The sequence below is a fragment of the Microseira wollei NIES-4236 genome, assembly GCF_020521235.1.
Classification (GTDB): domain Bacteria; phylum Cyanobacteriota; class Cyanobacteriia; order Cyanobacteriales; family Aerosakkonemataceae; genus Microseira; species Microseira wollei.
On sequence record NZ_BLAY01000021.1, the window covers coordinates 1 to 12318 of the forward strand.

Here is a 12318-nt window from a genome sequence, read left to right on the forward strand (position 1 = left end):
CTAATGGCTAATGGCTAATGGCTAATGGCTAATGGCTAATGGCTAATGGCTAATGGCTAATGGCTAATGGCTAATGGCTAATGGCTAATGGCTAATGGCTAATGGCTAATGGCTAATGGCTAATGGCGATGTGTGTAGCATATATTGTCTGTAAAAACCACCCCCTGCTCGCTCTAAATCTACCAATTAACCATTAGCAATTAACCATTAGCAATTAGCAATTAGCAATTAGCCAAATGCAATAAGAGAGGTATTGAATGAATAACTCCGAAAAGGATCTTAAGGCAGTTGTACCAGGAATTTTACGGATTTTTCGCAATTTCTGGCCTCACATTCGCCAACGCAAATTTCTGATTGGTGGTTCGTTATTGGCGCTGTTGGTCGAGACTGGTTTGGGGTTATTGGAACCTTGGCCTTTGAAGTTTGTTTTTGACCGTATTATCTTACCGGGAACGACTGCTAATTCTTGGAATGTAGCGCTTCCTGCCGGACTTAGTCCCATGATGCTACTGACTTATGTGGCGGGCGCTATTATAGCGATCGCATCCCTCAAAAGCCTCGCCTCTTATTTAAGCACCTACGGCATGGCTTTGGCTGTGATTCAAGTATTAGCAGAAGTTCGCAGCAATCTTTACTCTCACCTGCAACGTCTCTCGCTTTGTTTTCACAGCAAACACAAAAGCGGAGACTTGATTACTCGCGTCACTTATGATATAGAACGCCTGCGATTAGTGACGATTAAAACCGCCTTGCCATTCCTAACTAATATCGTCACCTTAGTAGGGATGGTAGCGGTGATGTTTTGGCTGAATTGGGAACTAACGCTGATTGAGATTGCGATTTTTCCCTTCTTTGTATTTTTCACTAAGAATTTGGTTGCTCGGATTCGCAAAGTTACCCGCAAACATCGCAAAACTGAAGGTGCGATCGCAGATACTACCAGCGAAACAATCGGTGCGATTAAAGTCGTGCAAGCGCTTTCCCTCCACGATATGTTGGAGGATAATTTTTACAAGCAAAATAGCCAAAGTTTAGATGAAGGCGCAAAATCTCTCAAACTGGCAACTTTGCTAGAAGGAACAGTGCAAGTTTTAATGGCAATTGTGATGGCGCTGGTGGTGTGGCGAGGTTCCCTAGTTGTACTGCATAAAGGATTGACTCCAGGGGAATTATTAGTATTCACCAGCTATCTCAAATCTGCCTTCGATCCGATGCGCCACCTTTCCAAACAAGCTGGGCAAATTGCCAAAGCTACAGCTTCCGGCGAGCGAGTTGTTGATATTTTAGAATACGAACCTCGCGTCCGCGACTTACCTGGGGCAAAGAGAGCGCATCCTTTTTATGGTGCGGTGCGGTTTGAGAGCGTATCGTTTGGTTACGAACCGGAACGGGAAATTTTAAAAGACATTTATATTGCCATTCAACCCGGTCAACAAGTAGCGGTAGTTGGGCCATCTGGTAGCGGCAAGTCAACCTTAATTAGCTTAATTCTCCGCCTTTACGATCCGGTTGACGGTCGGATTTTAATTGATGGACAGGATATTCGCGAGTATACCCTCGACTCTTTAAGACAGCAAATTAGCGTGGTTTTGCAAGACAGTATGCTGTTTGCTGTGAGCGTCCGGGAAAATATTGCTTATGGTAAATTAGGGGCATCTAATCGAGAAATTGAAACAGCGGCTCGCCTCGCCAATGCCCATGATTTTATTATGGATCTACCTGAAGGTTACGACACAATATTAAGCGAGCGGGGGGCAAATTTATCCGGCGGTCAAAGGCAGCGAATTGCGATCGCTCGCGCTGCTATCCGTCAGTCTCCAATTGTGATTCTTGACGAACCTACCACCGGACTAGATAATGCTAGCGATCGCGCTGTCAGCGAAGCACTCAATCGACTTACTAAAGGGCGAACAACCTTTTTAATTTCTCACAATCTCCGAGCAGTTGAAAATGCAGACTTAATCCTCTACGTTGAGTCAGGAAGCATCATAGAACGCGGCACTCACAAAGAACTCATGGGTCTGGGAAGTCGCTACGCAGCTTTGTATCAAATGCAGAACGCAATTAACAACAGCACTCGCCCCGAAGGAGATAATTATGCAATTGAAGTATAACGAACTTGCAGGCAATTTACTGCAACAAATGCTCCGCATAAACCTGGGTACTCGCGTCATTCTCGTGCGCCACGGTGAGAGTACATTCAACGCTCAAGGTCGCCATCAAGGTAGTAGCGATGAATCAGTTTTAACCGAAATCGGTCGCAGTGCGGCGCGTCAAACAGGAACCTTTCTGAGGGGAATAACTTTCGATGCAGTTTACACCAGTTCGCTCAAACGAACCCAGGAAACTGCCAGCGAAATGCTAGCGATGATGGAACCTGCAATTGAACTAAATAAAATTCACACCACTTATGCTTTGCGAGAAATTGATTTGCCCGCATGGCAAGGTTTGTCACATCGCGAGGTGCAAGAAAAATTTGCCCAAGACTATCGCTGCTGGAGACAGTGCCCCCACGAATTTCGCATGGCTACCCCGGAACAATATAGCGGTTTGCAGCCGGATCAGGTACAACAGCCGTGTGCAGGCAGCATTAAGGATGCCGCCCCTTTGTGTAGCGGCAGCATTAATGCTGCCGCTACACAAACGAAGCCAAAAGGCTTGACTTCACTCGCTGGCAATCCGCTGTATACTTTCCCTGTCCTGGATTTGTACTCGCGCGCCCAACAATTTTGGCAGGAAATACTACCCGATCATCGCAATCAAACGCTCCTGATTGTGAGTCATTCTGGCACAATCCGCGCTTTAATTGCCACAGCGCTGGGTTTAACCCCCGAAAGATACCACGCACTCCAGCAATCTAACTGCGGTATCAGTATCCTGAATTTCCCCGATGGTTACCAAGCGCCAGCGCAATTAGAAGCTTTGAATCTCACCACCCACTTGGGCGAGACTTTGCCCCCAACCAAAGCAGACCCTAAAGGGTTGCGTTTGTTGCTTGTACCCAGTGGAAATGAGGCACAGATGCGGCGGGTAGCGCAGTTGCTGAAAACAGAATCGATCCACTTTAGCATTAGCGGTACTGACCATGAGGCGGAGGCAATCGCCACCACAATTCTGCAATACCATCCCGCAACCGTGCAGCTACAGGTGTTGCGAGACGACTTCCCCCAAGTCTGGCAACAAGCTATTACTGCCCGCAGTTCCCTCACCACCAACTCCAGCCAATTGATAACTGGTTTAGTCGTGGGTATAAATTATATCATTCAGCGTCTCATACGTCAAGTATTAGGCATGAATTGCGATGAAATTGGCAATTTGCAACTGCGGCAGGGAGCCGTCAGCGTTATCCATTATCCTTTGGCAGAGCGATCGCCCATGCTGCAAGCAATGAATATTGCTGGGTAATAGGTAATGGGTAATAGGTAATAGGTCAAGCGCTAATCGCTAACAGTCAATAGTTATTTACTAGCTCACAATTACCAATTAGCAATTAGCAATTAGCAAGCGAGCAATTCCCAATTAGCAATTAGCAATTAGCAATTCCCAATCATTCACAAAAAAGAGGTTCCATGCTTTATCGCGAATTTGGTCAAACAGGTTGGCAAGTATCAGCTATCGGTTTAGGGACGTGGAATATCGGCAATCAATGGGGCGAAGTGGAAGAAACAACCGCTTTAGCAACCATCCTCAGTGCCTTCGACAATGGCGTAAATTTGTTTGATACCGCCGAAGCTTATGGCATTCCCCAAGGATTATCTGAAGAGCGTTTAGGACTCACCTTGAAGGGGATTCGCGACCAAGCTTATGTAGTCACAAAAATTGGCAGTTGGGGCAGACGCAACGGCGAAGTTTTGCCAAAATCTGTTGATACAATTCGCCTATGCTTACACGCTTCCCTTTATCGATTGCGGACTGATTGGGTAGATGTCGCGCTTTGTCACGAAGGCGATATTGAAGATCCAACCGTTTATTTAGAAGCCTTTGAAATGTTGAAAGAAAAAGGTCACATCCGCGCCTACGGCATCTCGACAAATGATTTTGAAGTCCTCAAACGCTTCAATGTTAATAACACCTGTAAAGTGGTGGAATTTGACTATTCGCTGTTAAATCGCCAGCCAGAATTAGACATGCTGCCTTATTGTCAAGAGCATGGCATAGCCGTATTAGCGCGCGGGCCTCTGGCAAAGGGATTGCTATCCGGCAAATATTCTACCGATACAGTTTTTAAAGATACGATTCGCTCCAAGTGGCACAAAAAAGAAAAAACCCAGGCAAAATACGAGCAAGAAATTGCAACCGTAGATCGCATCAAAGCAGCATTGCCACCCGGAGAAAATATGGTTGAAACAGCTTTGCGCTTTGCCATCTCGCATCCAGTAAAACCCGTAGCCATACCCGGTGCTAAATCTCCCGAACAAGCAGCGATAAATGCTAAAGCAGGGGATAAAGTGTTATCCGATCAAGAGATAAAAAAACTCATTCTCAGCTTAGAAAATCCGTTCAGCGAACGGGAACTGAGTGTAATAGGAACCAGAGAATAGGAAAAGCACCACCTTTTTTTATAAGTCTGCGTAGACAGACCAAAGAAACCCGATTTCTAGGAAAAATCGTTGGTTTGGTTTCGAGAGATCAAGGTCGAAACCGGGTTTCTGTAAGTCCTGTTTATAAGTCTGCGTAGGCAGACTTTGTTTGTATAGGCGCGACTTAAGTCGTCAAGCTTGCTACGCGATCGCTTCCCCAGGTCTGGTTATGCAATTCGGAAGCGATCGCGTATCCTATTGTCAGACATTTCGCGTATTTTCCCTGTGGTTAACTCATGGGTCAGATGCCAGCATAATCATGTTTGATATAACTTCCAGGGAACCCCCATGCTGGCTGTCTCTAACTACCAAATCGATTCAACTCTGCACGAAGGCATCGAAACCATCATCTATCGGGTACAAACCCCAACCGACCAAAAGCCAAAAATCCTCAAAATCCTCAAAGCTGAATATCCCACCGTAGACGCCATTACCCGCCTCAAACACGAATATCAAATCCGCAAAGACTTAAACCATCCAGGCATTGTCAAAGTTATTAGCCTCGAAACCTTCAACAATCGTTTAGGACTGCTTTTAGAAGACTTCGGCGGCGAATCAATGTCAAAATTATTGCCAAGAGAAAAACTTTCTATAACAACCTGTTTAAACATAGCCATCCAAATCGCTAAAGCTTTAGAGTATTTGCATCAAAACCAGATTATTCATAAAGATATTAAACCCAGCAACATCATCATTAATTCCCAAACGGGTATTGTTAAACTAACCGACTTCGGCATCGCCTCCCGACTGAATAAAGAAACCCCGCAATTTATTAATCCCAATATTGTAGAAGGCACTCTCGCCTATATGTCTCCCGAACAAACAGGGAGAATGAATCGCACCCTCGACTATCGCACAGACTTTTATTCATTTGGTGTCACCTTATATGAAATGCTCACGGGTCAATTACCATTTCAGAGCGATGACCCCTTAGAGTTAGTTTATAACCATATTGCCAAACAACCAATCCCCCCGCAGCAACTGCTTCCAGACATTCCCCAAAGCTTATCAGAAATAGTGATGAAGCTGATGGCAAAAAATGCCGAAGATCGATATCAAAGTGCTGCTGGAATATTAGCGGATTTAGAAATTTGTCTCAACCCATCACAAACCAAAGGCGAGATTACCGATTTTATTCCCGGACGCTTAGATATCTTGAGTCAGTTGCTCATCCCCCAAAAATTATACGGTCGAGAAAATCAGGTTAATTTACTCTTATCTGGCTTTAATCGCGCTGCTCAAGGAACCAGCGAACTGATGTTAGTTTCTGGTTATTCTGGCATCGGTAAATCTGCCGTTGTCAATGAAATTAACAAACCCATTACCAAACAACGGGGTTATTTCATCTCCGGTAAATTTGACCAATTTAAACGAAATATTCCCTATGCTTCTTTAAGCCAAGCCTTTGGCTATTTGATGCGGCAATTACTGACAGAAAGTGCTGAAAATTTGCAACAATGGCAGGAAAAAATATTAACGGCTATAGGCGCTAACGGTCAAGTAATTATTGATGTAATTCCCGAAGTAGAATTAATTATTGGCAAGCAGCCAGAATTGCCGCAAGTAGGGCCAACAGAATCCCAAAATCGCTTTAATCGGGTATTTGCTGAATTTATCCGAGTTTTCACCCAAAAAGAGCATCCGTTAGTTATCTTTTTAGACGACTTACAATGGGCGGATTCAGCAACATTGAACTTAATGCAATTGCTGATGACCGACCCGGATAGCAACTATTTATTATTACTTGGTGCGTATCGGGATAATGAAGTAAGTTCCACCCATCCTTTGATGCAAACTGTAGAGGAAATTAAAAAGGCTGGTACGGTTGTTAATAATATTGTTTTGCAACCCTTAGATTTAGACAATGTCACTCAATTAATTGCCGACACCCTACAAGAAACCCGGTTTCTTCAAGAAACCGGGTTTCTCAGCCAACGAGTCATTGACCTGGCAGAATTACTCTCTAATAAAACCGGGGGCAATCCCTTTTTCTTGACGCAATTACTCCAGGCACTTTATCAAGAAAAACTCTTGACATTTGACTTCAATAGTGCTTCGTGGCAGTGGAATCTGGAGGAAATTCAGGCGATTGGGATTACCGATAAAAATGTGGTGGAACTGGTAGCTTCTCGCATTGAAAAACTGCCAAAATCAACCCAAGAAGTACTAAAGCTGGCAGCTTGCGTGGGAGATAGGTTTACCTTAGATGTTCTTTCAATTGTGAATGAAAAATTACCTTCAGTTACAGCGATCGAACTTTATTCAGCTTTACAAGCAGGGTTAATTTTACCTTTGAGCGAAGCTTACAAAATCCCTTTAGTGTTTGATGAGTCAGAAAATACAGTCGAGATAATAGAAGCAAAAATCCCTAAGGTGGGTTATAAATTCTTGCATGACCGAGTGCAGCAAGCAGCCTATTCACTGATTCCAAACGAACAGAAGAAAGCCACCCATCTGAAAATCGGTCGATTGCTCCTGGAAAATACTCCCAAGCAAAACCTAGAGGAAAACATTTTTGATATTGTCAATCAATTAAATGTAGGAATTGACACAATTAGCCAGCCCGCAGAAAAATGCAAATTAGCTGAATTGAATTGGATAGCAGGCAAGAGAGCCAAAGCAGCATCCGCCTATGAACCTGCGGCTAATTATCTCAATACGGGACTGGAATTGCTCGCGTCTGATAGCTGGCAGAATCAATATGACTTGACTTTGAATCTCCACCTTGCCACAGCAGAAGCAGAGTATCTCACTACCAAATTTGAGCGAAGTCATGCGCTCTTAGATGTTATCTTGACTCAAGCCAAAAACCTCCTCGACCAGGCTCAAGCGTACAAACTGAAAGTTGAGGTTTACATCGCCCAAATTCAAATGCAAGTAGCGTTGGACACTGGGCTATCGGTTATAGAAATGCTGGGGGTCAAGTTGGAAGAGGAACCGCCACAAGTCGAGCAGATTGAGGAGTTAATTAACCTTCCCGAAATGACTGACCCTGATAAAATTGCAGCTCTGTGGATACTACTTAAAATTGGTAGTGCAGCTTATATAGCAAATCCAGGTCTGTTGGCACGCATATTGTTTACAATGGCAAATCTCTGCATAAAATATGGGAATTCGCCGGAAGCTGCAAAGGTCTATGTTTACTATGGAATACTTCTAAGCAGTTCGCTGAATGATATTGAGGCAGGGTATCGCTATGGTCAATTGTCTTTGAGACTTTTGGAGCAATTTCATGCCAAGGAACTACAAGTCTTAATCCTCAATGGGTTTAATGGTTATGTCAGGTTGTGGAAAGAACAGGTTAGAGACACCTTAAATCCTTTGCGCGTGGCCTATGCTTGCGGTTTGGAATCTGGAGAAATCCTATCCGGGGGCTACGCGATTCTGAACTATTTCATGCACAGCTTCTTTGTCGGCGAATCCCTGGAATCTCTAGAGCAGAAACATCGCCTTTACATTGATGAATTCAAGAAGCAACGGCTGTATTATCACTTGGTTTATGGTCAGATTTGCCGACAACTAATTCTCAATTTACTTGGTCAAGTTGAGGAGCCAGTCTTGCTGATGGGTGAGGCGTTTAATGAGCAGGAGATGATTCCTGTTCTGACCGAACAAAAGAATGGAACGACGCTGTTTTTTGTCTATTTGGCTAAAGCGATGCTTCATTATTTGTTCGAGCAACCGGAATTGGCGATCGCTTATTCCCAAACCGCAGAATCCTACGTACAATCTGTATTGGGATTGTTCATCAGCGCCCAGTGTAATTTCTATCAATCTCTGGCGCTTTTAGCTCACTATCCCCATGCTGAAGCAAGTCAGCAAAGCCTATATCTAGAAACGGTGGCATCCAATCAGGAAAAAATGCAGCAATGGGCGTACCATGCCCCAATGAACTTCCAGCATAAGTACGATTTAGTAGCAGCAGAAAAAGCGCGCGTTTTAGGCAATAAACTTGCAGCAATAGATGATTACGATCTGGCGATTAAACGAGCCGCAGCTAACAATTATCTTCACGAAGAGGCATTAGCTTATGAATTGGCAGGAAAATTTTATCAATCCCTGGATAAAGAGATAATTGCTCAGGCATACCTCACCAAGGCTTATTATGCCTATATCCGTTGGGGAGCGATCGCAAAAGTCAAAGCCTTAGAATCAAACTATCCTTTCCTAGCAGCACAAACTTGCTCAGTAGAAACCCGTAAATTTGATGTTAAAACCACTACGGCGGCAACGACGACCAATAGCAGGTTGGCAGATTTTCTCGACTTAAGCACATTCGTCAAATCTTCTCAAGCCATAGCCAGAGAAATTATCCTGGAAAATTTGCTCTCCCAGTTAATCAAAATCTTGCTGGAAAACGCCGCCGCTCAAAAAGGCTTTCTCCTACTGCTAAAAGATGACCAACTCTATATCGAAGCATCGGGAACCGCTACCGATGATGTCGTCAAAGTTTTACAATCTATTCCCGTCGCCACCTGTGACGATTTACCCCTATCGGTCATCAATTACGTTAAGAGGACTCAAGAGAATCTCGTCTTAAATAACGCAACGGTTACCGAACCCTTTAATGCAGATGTTTATATTCAAGAATGTCAGCCGAAATCCATCCTTTGTTTGCCGATTTTGTATCAATCTAAGCTGCAAGGGATTCTGTACTTGGAAAATAACTTAGCGGTGGGAGCATTTACAAACTCGCGCATCGAAGTTCTCCAGCTTCTATGTTCTCAAGCCGCTATTTCCCTGGAAAATGCACGGTTATACGCCCAATTAGCAGAATATTCCCACACTTTAGAAGAAAAAGTCGCAGCCAGAACTGCTGAACTCAAAGCCGCACAAAAGCAAATTATTGCCCAAGAAAAACTCGCCTCTCTGGGGACTTTAACCGCAGGGGTTGCTCACGAACTCAAAAATCCCCTCAATTTTGTGAATAATTTTGCCGAATTATCAGTAGAGTTAGCCGAAGAATTGCTTGCAGAAATTGAAAACCAAGCCGAACCTCTCGATGCCAATATCCTAAACTACACCAAAGAAACTTTAAGCGATCTTAAAGAAAATATCGCAATTATTCAACAGCACGGTCAAAGAGCTGACCGCATTATTCACAACATGATGCAGCACGCGCGCACTGACAGCAATACTCGCCAACCCACCAACCTCAATGCTCTGCTTGACCAAGCGGTGCAGCTAGCGTATCACAGCAGGCGTTCTAAGAATAACAACTTTAACGTGACGATCTACAAAGATTATGACGACTCTATTGGTCTATTGAATCTGGTATCCGCCGATCTCAACCGTGCTTTCATCAATATTATCGACAATGCCTGCTATGCGGTCGAGGCGAAGCAGAAGCATTTTGAGGCACAGATGGGTAACTCTGGTGAAACCTTTACCCCCACACTTTGGGTGAAAACCCAAAACAAAGGGGAAGTTGTAGAAATCCGCATCCGCGATAACGGCATCGGAATTGCACCCGATCTAATAGATAAAATCTTCCATCCTTTTTTTACCACTAAGCCAGCAGGAGATGGCACCGGCTTGGGTTTATCTTTAACCTACGACATTATTGTAGGGCATCCAGGCGGCACTTTGAACGTGGAAAGCGAACTCGGAGAGTATACCGAATTCATCATCAGTTTGTCTGCCTGATTTTTCCTCAAGTTGATTTATGAAGTTAACTTAAAAATTATCTGCTTCTTGTAACGTCACCTTTGCAAAAGTATAATCATTTTTCTGACAAGTCGAATGCTGGAAAAGTATATCCAGTTAGGTTTGTAGCAATTTTACGTTAACTTTATAAATCAACTCTTTCTATTGGAAATTACCCTTGAGTGATCGATATCACCGCTGGCCGTAGCATAATAGTGTTATAGGATTTTGTAGAGGAGTTATTTGTTGAGATTGTAAGTTTCTTATGAAACCTGCTAAGATATTAGTTGTAGATGATGAAACAGATTTAGAGCGGCTGATTAAACAGCGGTTTAGAAAAAAAATTATAGCTAAACAATTGGATTTTATTTTTGTTAAGAATGGTGTAGAAGCAATAAAGAAACTAGAAACAAAAGATGCGGTCGATATGGTTTTGACCGATATCAATATGCCGGAAATGGATGGGTTAACCTTACTGACCAGGCTGCCCGAAATTGACCAGACTATCAAAGCGGTGGTGCTGTCTGCTTATGGGGATATACCGACGATTAGGGTAGCGATGAACCGAGGCGCGTTTGACTTTATAACCAAACCGATAGATTTTCAAGATTTAGAAATTACTATCGACAAAACTATAAATTTTGTCAAACAAATTAGAGAACAGAAGGAAAAGCTGAAACAAGCACTTGAGCAACTACGATACGAAGCATTTTACGACCCACTGACGGGTTTACCCAACCAGAATTATATTCTCGGTCGGATTCGCCAGTGTATCCAGTGCAGAGAGCAGAGAAATAGTTTATTCGCGGTTTTATGTTTGAGTCTAGATGGCTTTAAAGCGGTAAAATACGGGTTGGGTCATGCTTTAAGCGATCGCCTGTTAGTAGAAGTAGCGCGTCGTCTAGAAACCTACACACATCCGACAGATATGGTGGCTCGTTGTGGCACAGACGAATTTGCTATCTTGCTCACGGATTTGCCAAACTTCAAACAAGCTGAAAACAAGGCCGAGCAACTGCGTCAGGTGCTAAGAACTCAGTTTAAACTCAACGGGTCTGTGGTGTCCTCGAATATATATATTGGTATTGTTAACAGCACCATCGACTATAATCAACCCGAAGACTTTTTGCGGGCAGCCGACACGGCAATGAATTACGCCAAAATGCCTGGAAGACCAAATATAGTTGTATTTGATACAGGGATGCAGGCAAGCATTCTGGAACGCCTCGAGTTGGAAGCTGACTTGCAAAGGGCAATTGAACAGCAACAGTTTCACCTCAACTATCAGCCAATAGTCTCGCTGTCTACGGGTAAAATTGTCGGTTTTGAAGCGCTGGTGCGGTGGCAGCATCCTGGGAGGGGGTGGGTTTCCCCCGAGAAGTTTATTCCATTGGCAGAAGAAACCGGACTGATTATCCCCCTGGGTAAATGGGTTTTGTCGGAAGCTTGCCGACAGTTAAGCGTTTGGCAAGAGCAATTTTCTCAACGTTTGCCTCTCAGCATCAGCGTCAACCTGTCTGGGATTCAGTTATGGAATCCAGATGTGCTACAGTCAATTGACGAGATTCTAAACTCGCTGTCCTTGAGCGGGTCATACTTAAAGCTGGAGATTACGGAGAGCATTTTGATGGATAAGGAGTCAGAAGCTACAGCAGTGCTAGATCAGTTGAAACAACGGCAGATCCAGTTGTCCATCGATGATTTTGGCACGGGTTATTCTTCTCTGGCGTACCTGCAATCTTTTCCCATCGATACTTTAAAGATCGATCGTTCTTTTATCAGCGGCATCGAACAGCAGGAGACAAACTTAGATATCACCCGCACTATTATCACCCTCGCTCACACCCTGGAGTTGGATGTGATTGCCGAAGGGGTGGAGACGCAAGAGCAACTCGAGATCTTGCGCGCCCTCGGCTGCGAATACGGACAAGGCTACCTGTTCTCTCCCCCCCTCGAAGGTGCAGCCGTTGTCAATTTCATGGCAGAACTTGAGCTATAATACCCAGCATCGTTGCTTTTTTTGGCTAGCTGAAAAAATCTTGATACTATAACTGACATTAACAAATTGCTCTTTCTCTCACCCCCATCGCTT

5 protein-coding genes are annotated in these 12318 nt (G+C 44.0%); all 5 read left to right on the top strand.

What is annotated here, in order from left to right:
* Window positions 1-257: 257 nt before the first annotated feature.
* The 5 genes from MiSe_RS08985 to MiSe_RS09005 all read left to right on the top strand — a co-directional run bounded on the left by MiSe_RS08985 (window position 258) and on the right by MiSe_RS09005 (window position 12225).
* Window positions 258-2114: an ABC transporter ATP-binding protein gene (locus tag MiSe_RS08985; RefSeq protein WP_226577704.1), complete on the top strand. Its 1857-nt coding sequence runs from the start codon at window positions 258-260 to the stop codon at window positions 2112-2114.
* Window positions 2098-3405 carry a histidine phosphatase family protein gene (locus MiSe_RS08990; RefSeq protein ID WP_226577707.1) on the top strand — a complete coding sequence of 436 codons (1308 nt, stop codon included), beginning with the start codon at window positions 2098-2100 and terminating at the stop codon, window positions 3403-3405. Before MiSe_RS08985 ends, MiSe_RS08990 begins: the two co-directional genes overlap by 17 nt.
* Window positions 3406-3569: 164 nt before the next feature.
* Window positions 3570-4541 carry an aldo/keto reductase gene (locus MiSe_RS08995; RefSeq protein ID WP_226577711.1) on the top strand — a complete coding sequence of 324 codons (972 nt, stop codon included), beginning with the start codon at window positions 3570-3572 and terminating at the stop codon, window positions 4539-4541.
* A 327-nt stretch (window positions 4542-4868) separates the two neighbouring features.
* A complete protein-coding gene (locus MiSe_RS09000) occupies window positions 4869-10226 on the top strand; it encodes a trifunctional serine/threonine-protein kinase/ATP-binding protein/sensor histidine kinase (RefSeq protein ID WP_226577714.1) in 5358 nt (1785 codons plus the stop codon).
* 265 nt (window positions 10227-10491) lie between these two features.
* Window positions 10492-12225: a GGDEF/EAL domain-containing response regulator gene (locus MiSe_RS09005; protein ID WP_226577717.1), complete on the top strand. Its 1734-nt coding sequence runs from the start codon at window positions 10492-10494 to the stop codon at window positions 12223-12225.
* Window positions 12226-12318: the final 93 nt, after the last annotated feature.